This window comes from Gemmatimonadaceae bacterium, from assembly GCA_040882285.1.
Taxonomy (GTDB): Bacteria; Gemmatimonadota; Gemmatimonadetes; order Gemmatimonadales; family Gemmatimonadaceae; genus JACDCY01.
The window spans coordinates 25,064-43,847 of sequence record JBBEBQ010000003.1; the positions used below are offsets into that span (position 1 = coordinate 25,064).

Sequence of the window (18,784 nt, forward strand, 5' to 3'; positions counted from 1 at the left end):
CCGAACCGGAGAGAGAATGGCAAAGGCGACTTTTGGCGCGGGGTGCTTCTGGGGTGTCGAGGCCGCGTTCAGGCAGATCCCGGGAGTCACCGACGCGGTGTCGGGATATTCCGGCGGGACGATTGTGAACCCCACGTACAAGGACGTGTGCACCGGGACGACCGGTCACGCCGAGGTAGTGGAAGTCGCCTACGATCCGGCACGGGTCACCTATCAGCAGCTGCTCGACGCCTTCTGGAAGATGCACGATCCAGCCACGCGGGACCGGCAGGGGCCCGACGTGGGCTCACAGTACCGCTCGGCGATCTTCTATCACGACGACGAGCAGAAGCGCCTGGCCGAGGAGTCGAAGGCCGCGCAGGACGCGTCGAAGCTGTACCGGGGGCCGATCGTCACGGCCATAGAGCAAGCGGGACCGTTCTACGAGGCCGAGGACTATCACCAGCGCTATCTGGAGAAGCGCGGGATGGTGAGCTGTAAGGTCTAGTGCCGCGCGAGCTCCGCCTCGGAGGCGATGTAGCCGAACGCCGGCCAGTTGCCTCCGCTCAATACGCGCCTGAAAACCTTCATCGCTTCCTCGCGCCGACCGTTGTACAGATGCCAATTGCCCAGGCCGTAGCCGACGGAAGCATCGGTGAGCGCAGCGGTGCCTGACGGAGCGAGGGAATCCGGCGACAGCTCGCCCTTGTACAGGAGAAGCAGCCGGTGGTACGCGTCGTTCTCGATGATGTCCATGTCGCGCGAGATCGAAGCCAGCACCGCTTCCGCTTCCACATTGCGGCCCAGCCGTCGCAGCGTCATGTACAGCCAGTGCGACGTGGCCACGAGCATGTCGGGGTTGCCGGAGACCCGCATCGCTTGGCGGTATGCCGGGAGCGCGCGGTCAAAGTCGCCCTGCAGGTAGTGCGCGAGCCCCAAGTGGTACCAGATATTGGACTGCAGGGTGCTCGTCGGGATGTTGCGCGCGTTTGGAATCCCGTCAGGCTCGATCTCGTCCGGCTGGCCCTTAGTCAGCTCTCCGGCGTGAGTGAGATCGGCTATCGCGTTGTCCAGCTCCCGCACGGTGATGTATCTGTGCCCGCGGTGGCGATACATGCGCGCGTCGTCCGGATGTTTCGCGATCCCCTCGGTGAAAATCGCGATGGCTTCCCGGTAGCGCCCGAGATACGCGGTGCGGCGGCCGAGCCAGATGATCGGGTCGGCGTTGCCCGGGGCGCGATCGTACGCCCGGCGGGCTTCGGCGAGCCTTTGCTCGTACACCGCGCGCGCCGCCGCGGGAATCGGCGGGCTGTACAGCGGCTCCCCGAGCAGCGACATCGCTTCGGGCTGAGCGCCGGCGGCGGTTGTGCCCGCGGCCGGCGGCGCCAGCCGGCAGGAGGCGAGTCCCAGAGCGAGAGCCAGTGGCGCGTACGCCGCGCATCGGCGGCCGATTGCTTGCATAGCTATTTCCGATTCCGTTGGAGTGACACGCCGGACATCGACGGCAGGCGAGCGAATTATGGCGAAATACGACGACGACGGCATAGGTAGCGAGCCCCCACGGAGGCGCGGCGGAGCGCAGCCGGCTACCAAGCTGCCCATGCGGCACGAGGACCGGGAGCCCATGCGCGGGATTCGCCTGGTCGCGATCCTGTTGAAGGCGGTCGCGGCCATTCTCGTTTTCGTCATGCTCGCGCAGATCTATTTGACGGTCACCGATCCTTCGGGGATGCCGGTGACGCCGGGTACCATCATGGGCGAGGCGGTGCGCCTGCTGGCGTTCGCCGCGTTGCTGTGGGGCGGCGCGGACCTGGCGCTGATGCTCACTCGCACGCATCATGAGACGCGGGCGATGCGATTCCTGCTGCAGCGCCAGAACAATCTCCTGTCGAAGATCCTGCGCGGCGAAAGGAAAATGGGAAAGGGACCGGAATGACTACCAGCAAGGAAACCGACTGGATGAACCATCCGGTTCTCCGCAAGCTCGTGCAGGAGATCAACGCGCTCACGCTCGCGGAGCGTGTCACGCTGGTGAAGGGGCTGATACCGGGAATAGCCGAGGAGCTGAGCGACCGCGAGTACGAAGGGTTCGTCGAGTCGGTGCGACTCAAGGGCGAGCGCTTTCACGAGGCGCAGGCGCATCCGGGCGAGGGACGCGCCGCTCGCATGACGCCAGGGGAGCGCGATCTCGAGAAGCGCTGAATGGGGCCCGCCCACCTGCACGAGGACGGCGATCCGCTCGACGTCCTCGTCATGATCAACCGCAAGGAAGTCGAGCACTTCTTCTCGATCTACAAGGACCTCGAGGGGAGGCGCGCGGAGATCCAGCGGCGGGAGAAGAGCGAGCTCGCGGCGGAAGTCATCCTCGATTCGATCCGGCGGTACGAGAAGAAGTATCTCCAGCACGGTCCCTGATCGTCCGGTGGGCGCCGCGCGGCTCAAGATCCACGTGGTCGCGAACGCGAAGAAGACCGGGCTGGCCGGCCTTCACGGCGACGCCGTCAAGATCCGCTGCGCGGCGCCGCCGCTCGACGGCCGCGCCAACAGGGAAGTGCGGGAGATTCTCGCCGGACTCCTCGGCGTTCCCGTGCGCGACGTGACCATCGCGCGAGGCGAGCGCTCGCGCGACAAGATCGTGGAAGTTGCCGGAATGGACGCCGACGAGGCCCGCGCGCGGCTGGGCGTCTAGGCCGGCGTCACCGTGCCGTGATCCACGGGCTCCGGCGCGCCGCGCATGAAGAGATACTCGTAGAGCACTGCCGCGATGATCCCGCCGAGGATCGGCGCGGTCCAGTAGATGAGCTGCCCCTCGTACATGCCGCTCGCGACCGCTGGCCCGAACGAGCGCGCCGGGTTGAGTGATCCGCCCGTGATCGGCCCGATCGCGAGTATGCCGGCGGCGAGAGTGAAGCCGATCGCGAAGCCGCCCACCCGGGGAGCCTTGGGATCGACGGCCGTGCCGAACACCACCAGTACCAGGAAGAACGTCGCGATCATCTCCGCGACGAACGCCTGCGTCCCGGTGATGTCGAGCGAGATGAACTGGCCGCCGCCGCGGGCCGCGGCGAAAATGGGATCGGGAAAGACGATCTTGAGCAGATACGCGCCGAGCATCGCGCCGAGCAGCTGCGCCACGAGATAGACGCCGGCCATCATCGGCTCGATGCGCCGCACGGCGAGAAAGCCGAGCGTGACCGCGGGATTGAAGTGCCCCGAGATCCGCATCAGCGCGGTGACCATCACGGCGAAAATCAGTCCGTGCGCGAAAGCGATCTCCACCAGACTCGCCTGCGATCCGGATATGGCCGTGCCCATGATCGCGGCGCCGCCGACGAAGACCAGCGCCAATGTGCCGATGAGCTCCGCCGTAAAGTGCCTCAGCGAGTCCCGCATGCTCCTCCCTCCGCTGTGAGTGCCGGCTGGGCCGGCTGGTTTTCTGTCTTAACTGGCCTGACGCAGCACCAGCGCCGCGTTGATTCCGCCGAACCCGAACGAGTTGGTCAGCATGTGCTCGACTCTCCGCTCGCGGCCGGCGCCGGGAAGGTAGTCAAGATCGCACGCCTCGTCCGCGACGGTAAGGTTGATCGTGGGCGGAAGCCAGTTCTCTTCGAGCGCGAGGGCGCATATCCCCGCCTCGATGGCGCCGGACGCACCGAGCGCGTGACCGTAGTAGCCCTTCGTGCCGCTGACGAGAAGCCGGCGTGAGTGCTCGCCAAACACGGCCTTTATGGCCACGGTCTCGGTCGAGTCGTTGAGCTGCGTGGAGCTGCCGTGCGCGTTGACGTACTCGATGTCGGCGGGTGACACGTCGGCGTCCGCCAGGGCGATCCGCATCGCGCGCGCGGCCTGCGAGCCGTCGGGCAGCGGCGCGGTCATGTGATGCGCGTCGTTGGTGACGCCGAAGCCGGCGACTTCGCCGTAGATGCGCGCGCCGCGCGCCACCGCGCGGCCGTACTCCTCGAGGATCAGCGTGGCCGCGCCCTCGCCCATCACGAAGCCGTCGCGGTGGCGGTCGAACGGCCGCGAGGCGTGCTCGGGATCGTCGTTGTTAATGGACATCGCGCGGATCAGCGCGAACGCGCCGAAGCACAGCGGCGACAGCGGGGCCTCGGCGCCGCCCGCGATCATCACGTCGGCGTAGCCGTCGCGGATCTGGCGGAACGCGTCGCCGATCGCGATCGCCCCCGACGCGCAGCTCATGGAGTTCGTCGAGTTCGGCCCCTGCACGCCGAGCTCGATCGCCACGTTGCAGCTGGCCGACCCGCCGAACACCGCCAGCGCGAGCGTGGCGTCGACGCCGCGCAGCCCATCGCGCATGAACACGCCCATCTGCTGCTCACCGTAAGCGACCCCGCCGAGCGCCGTGCCCATCATCGCGCCGATCCGCTCCCGGTCCTCGCGCTCCATGCGGATGCCGGCGTCGTCCAGCGCCATGCGCGCGGTGACCACCGCGAACTGCGCGAACCGGTCGAGCCGGCGGGCGCGCTTCGCGTCGAGATGGTCAGTGGCGACGAAGTCGCTCACCTCGGCGGCGTTACGACTGCGGAACGGCGTCGGGTCGAAGCGCGTCACGTTGCGCACGGCCGATCGGCCGTCGCGCAGCCCGCGCAGCAGCGCGGAGTGCGTGATTCCGATCGGCGTGATCGCGCCGATCCCGGTGATCGCGACGCGGCGGCGCTTCATGAGCCCTCCCCTGCGCGCAGAGCGGCGCGCTCGGCGACCGCCGCCAGCCCGGCGAGCGTGCGGCTCGCGATGCCGTGGATGAACACCGGACCGATGACGCGCCGCGCGGCGTACACGCCGATCAGCGGCCAGCGCGGCCCATCCCACGCGTGCACGATCCTCACCCGCGTTCCCGCCGCAACGGGCTCGAAGCTCCACTCGACATCCATCTCCCTGGTTATGCCCCCGATGTGGCGAAAGCGAATTGCGGGCCGCTCCGGAATCAGCTCCATGAGCGATAGCCACCACGTGGGCCATCCGATAGGACCAAAATGACGATACGCGGACATCTCGACGACCGGCACTCCCTCAGGCGCCGGCGCGCGAAACCGCACGTACCGGTAGTGTCGGAGATGCGCGGGCCAGCTCTCCACGTCGCGCGCCACGTCGAACATGGTAGTCGGGGCCGCGGCGACGATGCGCTCGTCGATCGTCTCTATCGCGCGGCCGAGCGGCATCGCGCCGAGCGATCCACTCCCTGCCGCGCCGGTCATCGCGGCGCCCAGCTGGTAGTCACCCGGAACGCGAACCGCCGGCAGACGCGCACGTTCTCGCCGACGGCGTCGCGCACCAGCTCCCGCAGCTCCGCGGGAGTGAATCCGCGCAGCACGGAGACCACTCCGTCGTGCCGGCTGACCGGGTGAAAGCGCAGCGGGAACGACGCGAGCCACAGTCCGGCGGCCGCCATCCAGCTCCGGCGGAGGTCGCTGACGACGACACGCACGCGCGCCACGCGGCTCAGCTCGCGCAGCAGCGCCGTCCCGGTGGCGCCCGGAAAGTGATGCAGCAGCTGCGAGCACGTGACCACGTCCACGCTGTCGTCCGCGAAGGGGAGCCGGAGCGCGTCGGCGCAGACCGCCGCATCCACCTTTGCCGCGGTCGCGGCTGCGAGGTCGGGAGCGATGTCGAGTCCGATCGTGCGCAGCTGCACGCCGTGCGCCCAGGCCAGGTGCCTCGCCCGCGCGGGAATGTCTCCCAGCCCCGTGCCGATGTCGAGCAGCGTCGCCATGAGCGGGAGATCGCCGATCGTCGACTCGAGCTCCGCGAGCAGCGCGGACGCCCCGCCGAACAGGGCGTTGGCGCGGACGACGTCGCTCATCGATCGGCGCACGACGCGCGGATCGAGATCCTTTTCGTCGAGTATCTCGCTGCCATGGCGTCGGGCCGGTGTGAGCATCGTCGGCGCTCTCAAGCTCCGAAGCTCGCGTATCCGCCGCGATAGTAGAGCAGCGGCTGCGCGTCGCTCGCGTCCGCGGCCTCGACGCGGCCGACGAATATCGTGTGGTCGCCGCCCTCGAAGCGGTGCGTCAGCGCGCACTCCAGCCGCGCCGCCGCGCCCGTGAGGAGCGCCAGTCCGTTTGCCCCCCGCGTGTAGGACGTGCCCTCGAACCGGTCATCGTCGGGATCGCTGAACCTGCGCGCCAGGTCCTCCTGGTCCGCGGCGAGCACGTTGACGGTGAACGCCGCGGCGCTATCGAGGATGCCGTGCATGACCGCGGCGTGGTCGATGCACACGAGGACTAGCGGGGGATCGAGGCTCAGCGAGCAGAACGCGCTCACGGTGATGCCGTGGTCCACGCCGTCGCCGCCCCTGGCGGTCACCACGGTCACGCCGCTCGCGAACCTGCTCAGCACGCTGCGGAACCGGTATTCGTCGATCCCGGTCATCGTCCGGCGACCAGCAGCAAACCGAGGTTGGACAGGCGTAGCACCTCGCGCGGCGGCACGAAGTCGCCGGCCGCGCCGACGAACAGATCGGCCAGATCCTGGCGGCGCGACAGCAGGCGCACGGCGCGATTCATCATTCGCGGGAATGCCACCGCGGCGCCCACGAGACGCTCCAGCCGCCACTTCCCGCCGAACTCCGCGCGCCGCGCGCGGTCGTACGCGGCGAGCGGCGCGTTCGCGCTTCGCGCCGGGGCCGCCAGCGATTCCAGCACGAAGGAGCTGAGCAGCTCGCCGCCCCGGAGCGCGGCGTAGATCCCCTCACCGGTGAACGGATCGAAGAAGTCCGCGGCGTCGCCGACCACGGCGGCGCCCGGAGCCCACGCGCGCCGCACCGCCGACGCGAACGGGCCGGTCGCGCGCACGGGCGTCACGCGCCGCGCGCCGGCAAACCGCTCGCGCAGGTGCGGCCGGTCGTCGATCCATTCCTCGAAGAACTCCTCTCTTGCGCCCGCGATGTCCTGCGCGCGCGCGACCGGGACGACGAGCGCGACATTTATCACGCCGCCGCCGACGGGAGCGAGCCCGAAGTAGCCCGCACGGTCGACGTGCATCTCGCCGACGTCGCCCATCCCGGCTACGCCCGAATGGTGCGACACGAGCGCGATCCGGCTCGGCCAGCGGGAGCGCCGGGCGAGGCCGAGTCTGCGCGACACGACCGAGCGAAGTCCGTCGGCGCCGACGATCAGCCGCGCTCCGAGGGAAGTGCGCCGGCCGTCCGCGTCCGCGACGACCACGCCGGTCGCGCGTCCGGCATCGTCCCGCGCGACGTCGACGACTCTCGCTTCCTCCCGCACGCGCGCGCCCGCGGCTCTGGCCTGCGCGAGCAGAATCGAATCCAGGATCGTGCGCCGCAGCGCCAGCCCGTCGTCGCGGAAGCCGCGGAAGCGGTGCGCGCCGGCGAACCTCCCGCGAAAGCTCAATCCGCTCGGCGCGCGCACCATCATCCCGGCCAGCCGCGCGGCGCCGGCGGCCTCGACTTTGTCGAGCGCGCCCATCGCCTGTAGGATGCGCGACGCCTGCGGGCTGAGATACTCGGAGCAGATCTTGTCGCGCGGAAACACCGCGCGGTCGAGCAGGAGCACGTCCACGCCCTGTGAGGCGAGAAAGAACGCCGTCGCCGACCCCGCCGGGCCCGCGCCCACGACGATCACGTCGGCGTCCAACGCGCGCGTGCCGCTCACGCCACGGCCCTCGCCATGCGCTGGAACAGCCCCATGTACCGCCAGTGCGGCCGCGGCAGGTGCAGCACCGACGCCATTCGCGTGAGATACGGCAGGATGACGGAGCGCGAATCGGCCGAGAACATGAAGCGCGGGTGATCCGCCGCGAACCGGCGCAGGCGGATGACGGCGCTGTCGAAGTCGAGCGCCGGCGAGAAGTAGAAGCGCGGCGCGAGCAGCGTGTCGCCCGCGGCCACTACGCCTTCCTCGAGCGCGATCCGGTGCAGCGTCGTGCCGGGGTAGATGCGGAGTCCGACGGTGAGGTACACGGCGTCGCCGCGGCCGAGGCGCCACGCGGCGAACGACAACGTCTCTTCGAGCGTGGCCGGCGTCTCACCCGGTCCGCCCACGAGAAAGATCCAGAGCGCGCGGATGCCGGCGCGCTCGACGCGCCCGGCGACTTCCCGCGCCTTGGCGGCGGTGAATCCCTTCTCGAGCCGGTCGAGCACCGAGTCGCTCGCGCTCTCGGCGGTGATCCCGAGGGTGCGGAACCCGGCCGCGCGCATCGCGGACAGCAGCTCGCGCGGCGCGGTCGCGGGAGTGAAGTTCGTCGTGTCGAGCTGGACGCCGAGCCGGCGCCGCTCGATCTCCTCGCACACTTCGATCGCGTGGCCGGGCGGAGAGTTGAACGTCGAGTCCACGAAGTCCACGTGGCGCACGCCCGCGTCGCGGCGCAGCTCGGCTATCTCGTCCGCGACGAGCGCGGGATTTCTGGTGCGGTACCCGAATCCTTCCACGTTCCGGTACGTGCAGTACACGCAGCGGTACACGCAGCCGCGCTTGGTCTGCACCGGTACTGTTGCCCCGTGCCGCTGGTAGCGCTTGAGATCGATCCAGCGCGCGAGCGAGAGCGGCGGGAGCGAATCCAGGTCGGCATCCTCGCCCGGGGGCGTGAAGGCGATCGCACCTTCGCCGCGCCGCACGAGTCCGGGAATCGCCTTGGGCTCCTCGCCTGCCGCGAGCGCCGCCACGAGCGCGACGCTGGCGCGCTCGCCGTCGCCCGCGACGGCGTAGTCGACGCCCAGCTCCGCGAACAGGGCTTCGGGCGCGACTCCGAACGCCGCGCCGCCCGCGACGAGATGGGCCGCGGGTGAGGCGGAGCGCAGCTCGCGCACGACGGCCGCCGCCTCCGGCGTGTAGTGCTGCAGCGCAACCACGTCGCTGTTGTCGATGTTGCGCACGGACACGCCGACGACGTCGGGCTCGAATCGCCGCGCGGCGGCACCCGCGGCGGCGGCCGGCGCGCGCGCGAAGCAGAGATCGAGGAGCCGCACGTCGTGGCCCGCGTGCTCGAGCGACGACGCGACGGCCGCGAGGCCGTTCGGCATGACGGGATAGGGCTGCCGCTCGGTGTTCGTGCTCACGAGCAGCACGCGCGCCCGCGAGCCCGCGCTCGCGCCGCGCGAAGCGACCGGCGGGTTATACGCCGACAACAAGAAGAATCCCCGCGATCACCGCGCCCGACAGCGTAGCCAGCATGTTGACCAGGTCGTTGTCCATCCAGCGCACTCCACGAATCACCTGCGTGTGCCTGCCGCAATCATGTACCGGCTGCTCGGTCTCGGTGCCGCAGTCGGGGCAGAATCGGCGTGCCTGCAACGTCGCGCCAAGGACCGAGTCAATGATCATGCCGAACATACCCGAAAAAACTGCCGCGAGGGCGACGGCACGTGGCCATCCAATAAGTAGCATGGTTCCGGCCATCCCGGCGGCTCCGGCGGCGGCGCCGAAGAAGCCCGCGATGGTCACGCCACCGGACGTGCCGCGAGTCATTCGCGTCCAAAAGATTATCGAGCGGGGGACACCACCGAATGCGATGCCGGTCTCGGTCGCCCAGCTGTCGGCCGCCGCGGCGGCGATCGCGCCGGCTCCGGCGGCAAGCAACACGGGTGTCCCGGCGAACAGCCAGCCCAGAGCGGCGACGGCGAACACTCCTCCATTGGTGAGCACCTGCACCGCGTCGCGTGTGGCGCTCTTGGCGAGCACGCCCCGCGTCAGCGCCCGCTTGCGTTCGGCGCCGTACGCGGAGAACCCCGAAGTCAGCGCGAAAAAAACCACGAGGACGATCCCCCAGCTCCACCCCGCGGTGACCGCCGCCGTACCGACGACGGCCGCGGCGAGCGCGCCCGTCGTGGAGAGCAGCCGCGCCCGGGCCGCGGCTGCGGCGATGATCGCCGCGAGGGCCGCGCCGATTACCAAACGGAGCATCATGGCGTCATGAGCGTTGAAGGGTGTTCAGGCGCAGATTAGCTTGGGCGCTCACTAGAGACGCAAAAAACTTCCGCGACAATGCCAGCCACAGTCGACGCCCTCCTTCCGCTCAGCCTGCTCGAATCCGTACGTGGGGCTGATACGCCCGAGGACACGGAAGCCGAATATGTCCACGAGCTTCGCAACAAGCGACTCGGCCTCAGTGACACCGTGTACGCTGAGATCCAGCGGTACACGGACGACGTGAAGAAGAACCGGAGAGTGGGCAACGATAAAGCGATCGCGATTGCGAAGCTGATCGGGCGCCGGCCGGACGCGGAAGCGGTGTTCCGCGGCGCCGGCAGGCGGCTGGCGGGCGAGATGTACGACTCGATCTCGGGGACGCGCCGGGGGTTGGTGCGCTTTCTTCCGGCTGTCATATCCCGGCCACTCGCGCTGTCGGGCGCGCGCCGCGTCGCGCGCCGCTACCTGAACGGCTCGCTCAGCAGGGTCGGCGGCTACATCATGCTGTCGGTGGGCGAATCAGCCACCGCCAACACCGCCCCGCGCGGCATCGGCTGCACGTTCTACGAGGCCAATCTCGGCGAGCTGTTACGGCTGCTGGTGGACGGGGGCGGGGCGATAGAGCACGTGCGCTGCATGGACCGGGATGAAGGGTCGTGCGAATGGCGGGCGGAGTGGAGATAGATCGGGGGTTGGACTAGCCCGAGCGTTGTGCGTTTCCCGTTTTTCCGTGGTGCGTTATTGCGTGCCTATTTACTGCAATGCGGCCAGCACCTTGGATCGCAGGCCGCAAAGCATTCGTCTGACGTCGATCGTTTCTGCATTTAGGGATTCCCATTGGGCACGGGGCAGTATCCCGTGGTCCCGGGCGAGCTGAAGTTGATACTCCAGCTCCATGCTGGATTTCCGGCTGATGTCGAGAAAACGCGCAAGCTCGGCCTGACTGGCCGCCCCGCAACCTTCCACGATATTGAAGGCGATCGACTCTGCTGCAGCGGTTATCTGCGAACGAAGAGAGGTGTATCCAGTGCGCGGAAGACGGCTGGTGGCGAGCCTGACGTTCAAGGCAAGAGCGTGCGCCTGGCCCCAAACGCGTAATTTGCGGTAGTCCTGCACGCCGAAGGCTGATCCTCTGCCTCTTGCACTAGCCCATCAAAAAACTTCGAGCTGATACGAACCACCCCGCGACATCGCCGCCGTCCCGGCTATAACGTCCCAACGCAAAAACGGTTAAACGGGAAACGCACACCGCGCCCTGCCTTCCATCCGCTCTTGATCCCTATCTCCGCCTTGCAATGCTGACTCCCCAATCCCTTCCATCCATTCAACAGGCCATCAGGGAATCGACGACGGACGGGTGGCTGATCTTCGATTTTCACGGCCTCAACCCCATCGCCTCCGGCATGCTCCGCCTCGAGGGCATGACCACGCGCCGCCTGTTCGCCTTCATCCCCCGCGAAGGGACCCCCGTGGCGATCTCCCACGCGATCGAGCAGGGCCCGTGGAAGCACTGGCCCGCCGAATGGAAGAAGCTCGAGTACAGCGGCTGGCGCGTGCTCGAATCGATGCTCGCCGAGGTCGTCGGCGGCAAGCGCGTGGCGATGGAGTACTCCGCGGGCGACGCCGTGCCGTATCTGGACCGCGTGCCGGCCGGCGTGATCGAGATGGTGCGCGCCGCGGGCGCCACGGTGGAATCGTCGGCGGATCTGGTCACGCGGTTTTATGCCGTGTGGAATGATGCGCAGCTCGCCTCGCACCAGCGCGCCGCGGAGACGATCGCCGGCATCGCGCACGCTGCGATGTCGCTCGCGGGCGAGCGGGCGCGCTCGGGCTCGCCGATGCAGGAGTTCGAGCTGAAGCAGTGGATCCTCGACCGGTTCGCGAAGGAAAAGCTGGAGACCGACCACGGACCCATCGTCGCCATCGGGCCCAACGCGGCCAATCCCCACTACGAGCCGACCGCCGGGGAGTCCGCGCCGATCGAGCGCGGCGCGGTTCTGCTCATCGATCTCTGGGCGCGCGAAGCGAACGGAGTGTACGCGGACCAGACCTGGATGGGGTCGCTCGGCGAGCCTGACGCGCGGAGCCTGAAGGTCTGGGAAGCCATCCGCGACGCGCGCGATGCGGCGATCGCTCTCCTGCGCGAGAGGCTGGCCGGCCCGACGCCGGTCCGCGGCGGAGAAGTGGACGACGCGGCGCGGGCGGTCATCGAGCAGCGAGGCTTCGGCCCGCAGTTCATCCACCGCACCGGCCACTCGATCGACCCGCGCGACCTGCACGGCTCGGGTCCGCACATAGACAACCTCGAGACCCGCGAGGAGCGCGCGCTCCTCCCGGGAGTCGGCTTCTCGATCGAGCCCGGGGTTTATCTACGCGGCGACGTCGGGATGCGTACCGAGGTCAACGCATTCGTGGCGCGTGATCTCGTCGTGACGCCGAAGGATATTCAGCGGGACCTGATCATCGTGTGACGGGCCGCGGCGCGATCGTCGGCCAGATCGCCGGGTCTTCGCCGCCCAGGCCGTACAACGCGAATCGCCTGATGCCCAACCGCCGCGCGTCGCGCACGATATCGGCGATCAGCATCGCATCGTTCACCCAGATCTCGCCGCGTCCCGGCGCTCTCGCGCGCAGGGTCGAGCTCGATTCGTCCCGCACGAGCTCCACGCGCCAATCGCGGGCGAGCGCGACCGCCTCCTCGAACGACACGCGGCGGCGTCCCTCACCGGCGAGCCACGCGTAGCCGTCGGCGGGGATCAGCAGCAGCACGCGGTGGGCGCCGATCTCCGCCGCGCGCGCGCCGATATGTCTCGCCATGATCTCGCGCGGCGTGAGCGGTCCGGGTGACGCGGGCTCGGTCTCCAGCTGCAGCGCAAGGAAATCCGTCAGCGGACCAAGCTGTCGGCCGGGGTACGCCGCGGTGTCGGCGACGGGGACGGCGATTCCGACGGGTGAGAGATCCCTCGCCCGCGCGGCGGCACGAATGTCAGTGACGAGCGCCGCGAGCGCGGGAACGTCGCGTGGACCCAACGACCTGAAATCGAGCAGCATTCCCACGTAGTCGCGCTCCTCCGCGAGCCAGACGGCTCGTTGGGCGAACCGTTCGCGCGTCTCCGCATGGGACATTACGATGCGAAGAATGTCGGACTGATAGCCTCGCATGCTCCAGTTCGTCACGATCAACAGCCGGCGGGTTTTCCGCAGGTCGTCCCTCGGGATCTCGGCACAACTAATTTCCGCGGAGAAGACCAAGCTGTCGGGCGAAGCGCATCCCATCGCGACGACGGTTCCCGCCTCCGCGAGCGAGTCGGCGCGCGCCCACGCCGTCATGCTGGACGGAGGAAAGCTGACGAACATCCATTCCTCCGGCACGGGCGAATTCGAGCGGAGAAACGCACATCCGGCGAGCGCTCCAGCCAGTAGCGTGATCGTGGCTGCCGCAAACGCGCGCCGGGCTATGCCCGGCTGCGGAAATCCGGCGGCCCCGGGTACTATTTGTGCGTTACCGTTAGTCATGGCAATTGAAAGGTCCATGCTGCGACACGGGGCGCTAGGGATGTCAGTCCTGGCGCTCATTTCGTCCGGGTGCTCGCGCGACGACGAGCCGGCGTACGCCAAGTCTCCCAACGGAAACGGTCCGCGGATCACGGTCATCGCCCCCCCGACCGAGCCGTACCGCCCGGCCGCCGTCGTGAACGGCGTGCCGCTCCGCGGAGCGGTGCTGTTCACCGGCACCCGGCCGGACGATTCGACGGTGACACCGGGACGCGATCAGAACGTGTGCGGCGCTACCATCCACGTGCCTACCCTCACCATGCAGGACAGCTCGCTGGCCGACGTCGTCGTGTGGCTCGACAACATCAGGACGGGCCGGCCGCTGCCGGTGGCGAAGCGCTTCGAGCTGGTGTCGCAGAAGTGCGGCTTCACGCCGCGCGTGCAGGCCATAGTCACCGGTGGCGCTCTGAACGTGAGGAACGACGATCCGGTGATCTACCGGAGCCACGCGATCGACTCCCGGACCGGCGAGACGGTGATCGATCTCCCCTTCACCGATGCGGGACAGGTGATCCCGCTGGACCGGCAGCTCGCCGCGCCGGTGCTCCTGGAGGTGAAATCCGCATCGCACCCCTGGATGCGCGCGTGGGTCGCGACGTTCGATCATCCGTACTTCGCGGTGACGGGGAAGGACGGCAGCTTCACCATCGACGACGTTCCGCAGGGCACGTACACGCTCAAGGCGTGGCATCCCGCGCTCGGCGTCACCAGTCATTCACTGACGATCGGCCCCGGTGGAGCATCGGCGGTCGTGAAGTTCGGCGATCGCGCGCCGCCGGTGAACCCCGCTACGGGCGCGCAATGACGCGGTCCACCGCCATCGCCAGGAAGAGCAGCGCGAGGTAGAGCAGCGAGAACCGGTACAGCCACCAGGCGTGGCCCTGCCACGCGGCGGTCGCCCGCAGCTTGAGGACCGCGCCGAGGAATATCGCGTCCAGGAGCAGAGCGCTGGCCAGATAGATCCAACCCAGCGCCCCGAACGTCACCGGCAGCACCGTCAGCGGGATCAGGATGAACATGTACCAGAGCATCTGGTTCATGGTCTCGCGCTCGCCCCATACCAGAGGCGCCATCGGTATGCCGGCGTTGCCGTAGTCCTTCTGCTTGAGGAGGGCCAGCGCCCAGAAGTGCGGCGGCGTCCAGTAAAAGACGATGGCGAACAGATACAGCGCGGTGAGATCGATCTGATTGGTGACGGCGGCCCAGCCCACGAGCGGAGGAAACGCGCCCGCCGCTCCGCCGATGACGATGTTCTGCGGGGTCGAGCGCTTGAGCCAGCGGGTGTAGATGAAGACGTAGAAGTAGAACCCGCCCAGCGCGAGCACCGCCGTGAGCACGTTCGCGAACCGCGCGAGCAGGAACGTGGCCGCGCTCGCGAGCGCGACTCCAAACGCGAGCACCGCGGCGGGAGACATCCTGCCGCTCGGAATGGGCCGGAGCCTGGTCCGCGCCATCGCGTCGTCGATGTCGCGGTCAAAATACATGTTGACCGCGTTCGCGCCGCCCGCCATCAGATAGCCGCCGATCACCACGATGAGGATCAGCAGCAGGGACGGCCGGCCGGCGACGTACATCGGCGCCACGGTCGTCACTAGCAGCAGGCTTATGATCCGCGGCTTGGTGAGCGCGAGCAGGTCGCGGCCGAACGGCCCCCCCGACGGCGCGGCCGCGGACGGCATTATCTCGCCGGCCGCCGCGTGACCGCCGCGAAGACGAAAACGACGAGCCAGACGAGAGTGCCCAGTGCCTGATGCAACACGCGCAGCTGCAGCGGCAGCCCGGTCTCGACCATCGCGGCCGCGACGAGGATCTGCGCCAGCGCGGTGAAGAAGGCGATCTTCACCCACAGGTTCGTGGCGGCGGGCTCGCCGCGCTTGCGCAGCGCGAGCACCATGCCGAGCAGATGAAACAGCAGCAGGAAAGCGAGAATGCGGTGGCTCACCTGGACGAACAGAGCCGCGCCGCCCAGCGAGACGCGGCGGCAGTGGGGAAACCCGATGCACGACACAGCCGCACCGGCCATGTTCGCGGTCGCGCCACCCAGGAGAACCGCGAAAAACGCCATGACCGCCGCGGTTGTCGAGCCACGAATCGTGCGCGGCGAGGTGGGCGCGATGGCTCGGCCCGAAAGCGACGAGCTTCGCACGGCGGCCAGCGATAGAGCGGCGATGAGACCCATGGCCAGCGCCAGATGAATCACCACCGCCGCCGCGTGCAGCTCCAGCTTCACGGTCACAGCGCCGAGCAGAGCGGCGGCCACGACGAGTAATGCCGCGGCGACGGCGGGGCGGAGGATTCCGCCGCGTCCACCCACACCCGCCGACGTACGCCCGCGCCACGCCGCGAACAGCAGGGCCAGCACGGCGAGCGTCAGCGCGGCGGCTACGTACCGGTGCGTGACCTCGATTATCAGGTCGAGGCGGTCGAGCGGCGGGAACCAGTAGCCGTGGCAGCGGGGCCAGTGGTCGCCGCACCCCATCCCCGAGCCCGTGATCCGCACGACCGCGCCGAGCACCGCCTGCATGTAGGCGAGCGCGAGCGATGCGTACGCGATCCGCCTCAGACCGGCAGCGCGTACCAAGTTGCTATCAGTAGTGCGGCGATGGCCAGCGCGGGCAACAGCGCCCAGCCGATCTCGAGCTCTCGCGATGAAGACGCGGCGCTCTCCGTCGTCGTGGATCGCCTGTCCGGCCCCCAGCGCATCCCGCCCCGCCGCGGACGCTTCCTGCGGTCGTCGGGATAGATGCCGGATGCCGCGCCCGTCACCACGGACCAGATCAGCGCGCCATGGGCGACCGCGCAGGAGGCTGCGGCCACCCAGAATATCATGCGCGCGAGACCGGGACTCATGGCAGGAAGGTACTCGCCACCCATCCGCCTTTGCACTACCGTTTGTCGCCATGAATTCCACGAATCGCGGGAATACCGACCTTCCGCGCACCATCGGGCTCTGGTCGGCGGTGGCCATACTGGTCGGATCCGTCATCGGATCGGGGATCTTCCGCTCGCCGGCCGCGATCGCGGACCGGGTGCCGGACGCCACGGCCATGATGCTGGTGTGGGTCGCCGGCGGCGCGTTCGCGCTGTGCGGCGCGCTGACGGTGGCCGAGCTGTCGGCGGCGTTCCCGCGCAGCGGCGGGCCGTACGTGTACCTGAAGGAAGCGTGGGGCAGGTTGCCGGCGTTCCTCTACGGTTGGGCCGAGCTGACGATCATCCGCGCGGCCGCGCTCGGCGCGATCGCCACGACGTTTGCCGAGTACTTCGTGCGCGCGCTGGGCTACGATCCCGGCGTGGCCCCGTACTCCGACCAGGTCCACTACGTCGCGGCCGGGGCGATACTTCTGGTGGGGACGCTGAACTACTGCGGCGTGCGCTGGGGCACACTGCTGCAGAACGCGACCACGATCGCGAAGTACGGCGCGCTGCTGGTGATCATCGGGCTCGCGTTCGCGGTAGCTCTCGGGGGCGACGCGGCGGCCGCGGTGGCTACGCCGGCCGTTCCGGACGCGACGCGCGCGACGGTCTCGGTCGGCGCGTTCGGGCTGGCGCTGGTCTCGGTGCTGTGGGCGTACGACGGCTGGGCGGACCTGAGCAAGGTGTCGGGCGAGGTGAAGGATCCGCAGCGGGTCCTCCCCAAGGCCATCATCATTGGGACGCTCGCCGTGATCGGCGTCTACCTGCTCGCCAATCTGGCGTATCTCTCGGTGCTGTCGGTGGACGGCATGCGGACCTCCCGGCTCGTGGCCGCGGACGTCGCGTCGAAGGCGATGGGCCCGGCCGGGCTGGCGTTCGTGGTCGGCGCCGTAATGATCTCCACCTTCGGCACGCTCAACGGGTCGCTGTTGACCGGGCCTCGCGTGCTGTTCGGGATGTCGGAGCACGGGTCGGTGTTTCGCCATCTGGGGCGGGTGCATTCGCGCTTCCAGACTCCGCACGTCGCCATCGCTACGGCCACGGTGCTGGGCGCGCTCTTCGTTCTCGTCGGTACGTTCGAGAACCTGGCGGACGCGTTCGTGACCGCGATCGTACCGTTCTACGCGTGGGCAGTCGCGGGGATTTACCTCCTGCGCCGCCGGGCCGGGTACCAGCCGCCGTTCCGCGTGCCCGGGTATCCGGTGGTTCCGGCGCTGTTCATCGCAGCGACCATCTATTTGCTGGGCAATGCTTTACTCGATCCGGGAAGCCGGCTCGCGACCATGGCAGTGTTCGGAGCCATCCTATTGGGGATTCCGATCTACTATCTGACCGGTGGCTCGCGACGTGGCACCGAGTGATGAAACCGATACAAAATCAATGGTTGCAAGGCGCCGCTGGAGGCGTAGCTTGTAGCCGCACGATGTCCTATTTTGTCCGCGCTCATGAGAGCCGCATTGTCCCCCCCAGACGCTCGAGAGGGAAATCGATGACAAGATCACTCGTCCGCGTCGCGTCCACCGTTGTGGTCGCGATCCTATCATTTACCGCCGCGCCGGCGGCCGGCGCACAGGGCGTCACGACCGGCGCCATCGCGGGGTCGGTGAACGACGCGGCCGCGGCCGGTCGTCCCGATGTCCGGGTCGTGGCCGTGCACGTGCCTTCGGGAACGACGTACGAGGCCCGCACTCGTGCCGACGGAAGATTCACGATTCCGGGCATGCGAGTCGGCGGACCGTATCGTGTCACCGCGACGGTGATCGGCTTCGAGGCGGACGTCAGGGAGGACGTGTTCGTCAACCTGGGCCAGACGACCGACCTCAGGTTCACGCTGCGTGAGACGGCCGTCCAGCTCGGCGCCGTGACCGTCACTGCGGAAGGCGAGAGGATTTTCAGCTCCGCCCGAACGGGCGCCGCGACCTCCGTTGGTCGGGAAGCCATCTCCCGGCTGCCGACGATCTCCGGCCGGATCGAGGACTTCGCCCGCCTGACGCCGCAGTACAGCGGCGCGGGGTTCGGCTTCTCCTTTGCCGGCCAGGACAACCGGCTGAACAACGTCACGGTCGACGGCTCGTACTTCAACAATTCGTTCGGTCTCGCCGGGCAGCCGGGCGACCGGACCGGTGTCGCGCCGATCTCGATGGACGCGATCGAGCAGCTCCAGATCAACATCGCGCCATACGACGTCCGACAAGGCAACTTCGTCGGCGCCGGTGTGAACACGGTTACGAGGAGCGGCACGAACCAGATGCGAGGCTCGCTGTACTGGGCATTCCGCGACAACCGCAAGCTGCTGCACGGGACGAATGCGGGCGAGAACAAGGTCGACCCGGGCCAGTTCAACTACAGAAAGGTCGGAATGAGCATAGGTGGTCCGATCATCCCGAACCGGCTTTTCTTCTTCGTCAATTATGAGGTGGACGGCCTGACCTCACCGGGAACCACTTTCCGTG

General features: G+C 68.5%; 24 protein-coding genes. 10 read left to right on the forward strand and 14 right to left on the reverse strand.

The features are described 5' to 3' along the window. Positions 1-16: 16 nt before the first annotated feature. A complete protein-coding gene (gene msrA, locus WEA80_00380; GenBank protein ID MEX1185029.1) occupies positions 17-487 on the forward strand; it encodes a peptide-methionine (S)-S-oxide reductase MsrA in 471 nt (156 codons plus the stop codon). On the opposite strand, the gene WEA80_00385 is transcribed toward msrA, so the two are convergent. Then, entirely contained in the window at positions 484-1,440 is a 957-nt protein-coding gene (locus WEA80_00385) for a tetratricopeptide repeat protein (GenBank protein ID MEX1185030.1), read from the reverse strand. The genes msrA and WEA80_00385 overlap by 4 nt on opposite strands. 58 nt (positions 1,441-1,498) lie before the next feature. Here WEA80_00385 and WEA80_00390 point away from each other — a divergent pair, with 58 nt between their 5' ends. Genes WEA80_00390 through WEA80_00405 form a run of 4 tightly spaced genes read left to right on the forward strand, consistent with a single transcriptional unit; the run spans position 1,499 to position 2,668 of the window. Continuing rightward, the gene (locus WEA80_00390; protein ID MEX1185031.1) at positions 1,499-1,915 is read left to right on the forward strand and encodes a hypothetical protein; all 417 of its coding nucleotides are present in this window, start codon (positions 1,499-1,501) and stop codon (positions 1,913-1,915) included. Beyond that, on the forward strand, positions 1,912-2,181 hold the full coding sequence (locus WEA80_00395; GenBank protein ID MEX1185032.1) for a hypothetical protein: 270 nt from the start codon (positions 1,912-1,914) through the stop codon (positions 2,179-2,181). The genes WEA80_00390 and WEA80_00395 overlap by 4 nt, the downstream gene beginning before the upstream one ends. Then, positions 2,182-2,394: an inorganic diphosphatase gene (locus tag WEA80_00400; GenBank protein MEX1185033.1), complete on the forward strand. Its 213-nt coding sequence runs from the start codon at positions 2,182-2,184 to the stop codon at positions 2,392-2,394. A gap of 7 nt (positions 2,395-2,401) precedes the next feature. Further along, a complete protein-coding gene (locus WEA80_00405; GenBank protein MEX1185034.1) occupies positions 2,402-2,668 on the forward strand; it encodes a DUF167 domain-containing protein in 267 nt (88 codons plus the stop codon). On the opposite strand, the gene WEA80_00410 is transcribed toward WEA80_00405, so the two are convergent. Genes WEA80_00410 through WEA80_00445 form a run of 8 tightly spaced genes read right to left on the reverse strand, consistent with a single transcriptional unit; the run spans position 2,665 to position 9,860 of the window. Then, positions 2,665-3,372: an aquaporin gene (locus WEA80_00410; protein MEX1185035.1), complete on the reverse strand. Its 708-nt coding sequence runs from the start codon at positions 3,370-3,372 to the stop codon at positions 2,665-2,667. The genes WEA80_00405 and WEA80_00410 overlap by 4 nt on opposite strands. 48 nt (positions 3,373-3,420) lie before the next feature. Further along, complete coding sequence (gene fabF, locus WEA80_00415; GenBank protein ID MEX1185036.1) at positions 3,421-4,662, reverse strand: beta-ketoacyl-ACP synthase II; 1,242 nt, start codon at positions 4,660-4,662, stop codon at positions 3,421-3,423. Then, positions 4,659-5,195, reverse strand: coding sequence for an SRPBCC family protein (locus WEA80_00420; GenBank protein MEX1185037.1), 537 nt, complete (start codon positions 5,193-5,195; stop codon positions 4,659-4,661). The genes fabF and WEA80_00420 overlap by 4 nt, the downstream gene beginning before the upstream one ends. After that, the gene (locus tag WEA80_00425; protein ID MEX1185038.1) at positions 5,192-5,878 is read right to left on the reverse strand and encodes a methyltransferase domain-containing protein; all 687 of its coding nucleotides are present in this window, start codon (positions 5,876-5,878) and stop codon (positions 5,192-5,194) included. Before WEA80_00425 ends, WEA80_00420 begins: the two co-directional genes overlap by 4 nt. Before the next feature lie 11 nt (positions 5,879-5,889). Further along, complete coding sequence (locus WEA80_00430; GenBank protein ID MEX1185039.1) at positions 5,890-6,369, reverse strand: flavin reductase family protein; 480 nt, start codon at positions 6,367-6,369, stop codon at positions 5,890-5,892. Next, on the reverse strand, positions 6,366-7,610 hold the full coding sequence (locus tag WEA80_00435) for an NAD(P)/FAD-dependent oxidoreductase (protein MEX1185040.1): 1,245 nt from the start codon (positions 7,608-7,610) through the stop codon (positions 6,366-6,368). The genes WEA80_00430 and WEA80_00435 overlap by 4 nt, the downstream gene beginning before the upstream one ends. Beyond that, positions 7,607-9,082 (reverse strand): radical SAM protein, encoded by a 1,476-nt coding sequence (locus tag WEA80_00440; protein ID MEX1185041.1) that lies wholly within the window; start codon positions 9,080-9,082, stop codon positions 7,607-7,609. Before WEA80_00440 ends, WEA80_00435 begins: the two co-directional genes overlap by 4 nt. Further along, on the reverse strand, positions 9,069-9,860 hold the full coding sequence (locus tag WEA80_00445) for a DUF92 domain-containing protein (GenBank protein ID MEX1185042.1): 792 nt from the start codon (positions 9,858-9,860) through the stop codon (positions 9,069-9,071). The genes WEA80_00440 and WEA80_00445 overlap by 14 nt, the downstream gene beginning before the upstream one ends. Before the next feature lie 78 nt (positions 9,861-9,938). On the opposite strand from WEA80_00445, the gene WEA80_00450 reads away from it, so the two are divergent. Beyond that, positions 9,939-10,547 (forward strand): hypothetical protein, encoded by a 609-nt coding sequence (locus WEA80_00450; GenBank protein MEX1185043.1) that lies wholly within the window; start codon positions 9,939-9,941, stop codon positions 10,545-10,547. Positions 10,548-10,616: 69 nt separating this feature from the next. Here WEA80_00450 and WEA80_00455 read toward each other — a convergent pair whose 3' ends face one another. After that, positions 10,617-10,979: a four helix bundle protein gene (locus WEA80_00455; protein MEX1185044.1), complete on the reverse strand. Its 363-nt coding sequence runs from the start codon at positions 10,977-10,979 to the stop codon at positions 10,617-10,619. A 179-nt stretch (positions 10,980-11,158) separates the two neighbouring features. On the opposite strand from WEA80_00455, the gene WEA80_00460 reads away from it, so the two are divergent. Beyond that, on the forward strand, positions 11,159-12,334 hold the full coding sequence (locus WEA80_00460; protein MEX1185045.1) for a M24 family metallopeptidase: 1,176 nt from the start codon (positions 11,159-11,161) through the stop codon (positions 12,332-12,334). Here WEA80_00460 and WEA80_00465 read toward each other — a convergent pair. Then, a complete protein-coding gene (locus WEA80_00465; GenBank protein ID MEX1185046.1) occupies positions 12,324-13,379 on the reverse strand; it encodes a hypothetical protein in 1,056 nt (351 codons plus the stop codon). The two genes, WEA80_00460 and WEA80_00465, sit on opposite strands and share 11 nt — an antisense overlap. 40 nt (positions 13,380-13,419) lie before the next feature. Here WEA80_00465 and WEA80_00470 point away from each other — a divergent pair, with 40 nt between their 5' ends. Next, a complete protein-coding gene (locus WEA80_00470; protein MEX1185047.1) occupies positions 13,420-14,223 on the forward strand; it encodes a hypothetical protein in 804 nt (267 codons plus the stop codon). Here the strand turns inward: WEA80_00470 and WEA80_00475 are convergent. Genes WEA80_00475 through WEA80_00485 form a run of 3 tightly spaced genes read right to left on the reverse strand, consistent with a single transcriptional unit; the run spans position 14,207 to position 16,268 of the window. Further along, the gene (locus WEA80_00475; GenBank protein ID MEX1185048.1) at positions 14,207-15,097 is read right to left on the reverse strand and encodes a heme o synthase; all 891 of its coding nucleotides are present in this window, start codon (positions 15,095-15,097) and stop codon (positions 14,207-14,209) included. The genes WEA80_00470 and WEA80_00475 overlap by 17 nt on opposite strands. Continuing rightward, a complete protein-coding gene (locus WEA80_00480) occupies positions 15,097-15,999 on the reverse strand; it encodes a COX15/CtaA family protein (protein MEX1185049.1) in 903 nt (300 codons plus the stop codon). Before WEA80_00480 ends, WEA80_00475 begins: the two co-directional genes overlap by 1 nt. Next, positions 15,978-16,268 (reverse strand): hypothetical protein, encoded by a 291-nt coding sequence (locus tag WEA80_00485; protein ID MEX1185050.1) that lies wholly within the window; start codon positions 16,266-16,268, stop codon positions 15,978-15,980. The genes WEA80_00480 and WEA80_00485 overlap by 22 nt, the downstream gene beginning before the upstream one ends. A 50-nt stretch (positions 16,269-16,318) precedes the next feature. Here WEA80_00485 and WEA80_00490 point away from each other — a divergent pair, with 50 nt between their 5' ends. Together WEA80_00490 and WEA80_00495 are read left to right on the forward strand one after the other, a co-directional pair. Next, a complete protein-coding gene (locus WEA80_00490) occupies positions 16,319-17,692 on the forward strand; it encodes an amino acid permease (GenBank protein MEX1185051.1) in 1,374 nt (457 codons plus the stop codon). A 128-nt stretch (positions 17,693-17,820) separates the two neighbouring features. Next, the coding region (locus WEA80_00495) for a carboxypeptidase-like regulatory domain-containing protein (GenBank protein MEX1185052.1) at positions 17,821-18,784 on the forward strand (964 nt) is incomplete at its 3' end.

Bases quoted from the DNA above. Each gene is read 5' to 3' on its own strand.
- WEA80_00420 (MEX1185037.1), bottom strand. From the start codon at position 5,195: ATGACCGGCGCGGCAGGGAGTGGATCGCTCGGCGCGATGCCGCTCGGC.
- WEA80_00385 (MEX1185030.1), bottom strand. From the start codon at position 1,440: ATGCAAGCAATCGGCCGCCGATGCGCGGCGTACGCGCCACTGGCTCTC.
- WEA80_00460 (MEX1185045.1), top strand. From the start codon at position 11,159: ATGCTGACTCCCCAATCCCTTCCATCCATTCAACAGGCCATCAGGGAA.
- WEA80_00400 (MEX1185033.1), top strand. From the start codon at position 2,182: ATGGGGCCCGCCCACCTGCACGAGGACGGCGATCCGCTCGACGTCCTC.
- WEA80_00475 (MEX1185048.1), bottom strand. From the start codon at position 15,097: ATGCCGTCCGCGGCCGCGCCGTCGGGGGGGCCGTTCGGCCGCGACCTG.
- fabF (MEX1185036.1), bottom strand. From the start codon at position 4,662: ATGAAGCGCCGCCGCGTCGCGATCACCGGGATCGGCGCGATCACGCCG.
- WEA80_00445 (MEX1185042.1), bottom strand. From the start codon at position 9,860: ATGATGCTCCGTTTGGTAATCGGCGCGGCCCTCGCGGCGATCATCGCC.
- WEA80_00390 (MEX1185031.1), top strand. From the start codon at position 1,499: ATGGCGAAATACGACGACGACGGCATAGGTAGCGAGCCCCCACGGAGG.
- WEA80_00430 (MEX1185039.1), bottom strand. From the start codon at position 6,369: ATGACCGGGATCGACGAATACCGGTTCCGCAGCGTGCTGAGCAGGTTC.
- WEA80_00450 (MEX1185043.1), top strand. From the start codon at position 9,939: ATGCCAGCCACAGTCGACGCCCTCCTTCCGCTCAGCCTGCTCGAATCC.
- WEA80_00490 (MEX1185051.1), top strand. From the start codon at position 16,319: ATGAATTCCACGAATCGCGGGAATACCGACCTTCCGCGCACCATCGGG.
- WEA80_00410 (MEX1185035.1), bottom strand. From the start codon at position 3,372: ATGCGGGACTCGCTGAGGCACTTTACGGCGGAGCTCATCGGCACATTG.
- WEA80_00470 (MEX1185047.1), top strand. From the start codon at position 13,420: ATGTCAGTCCTGGCGCTCATTTCGTCCGGGTGCTCGCGCGACGACGAG.
- WEA80_00485 (MEX1185050.1), bottom strand. From the start codon at position 16,268: ATGAGTCCCGGTCTCGCGCGCATGATATTCTGGGTGGCCGCAGCCTCC.
- WEA80_00395 (MEX1185032.1), top strand. From the start codon at position 1,912: ATGACTACCAGCAAGGAAACCGACTGGATGAACCATCCGGTTCTCCGC.
- msrA (MEX1185029.1), top strand. From the start codon at position 17: ATGGCAAAGGCGACTTTTGGCGCGGGGTGCTTCTGGGGTGTCGAGGCC.
- WEA80_00465 (MEX1185046.1), bottom strand. From the start codon at position 13,379: ATGACTAACGGTAACGCACAAATAGTACCCGGGGCCGCCGGATTTCCG.
- WEA80_00425 (MEX1185038.1), bottom strand. From the start codon at position 5,878: ATGCTCACACCGGCCCGACGCCATGGCAGCGAGATACTCGACGAAAAG.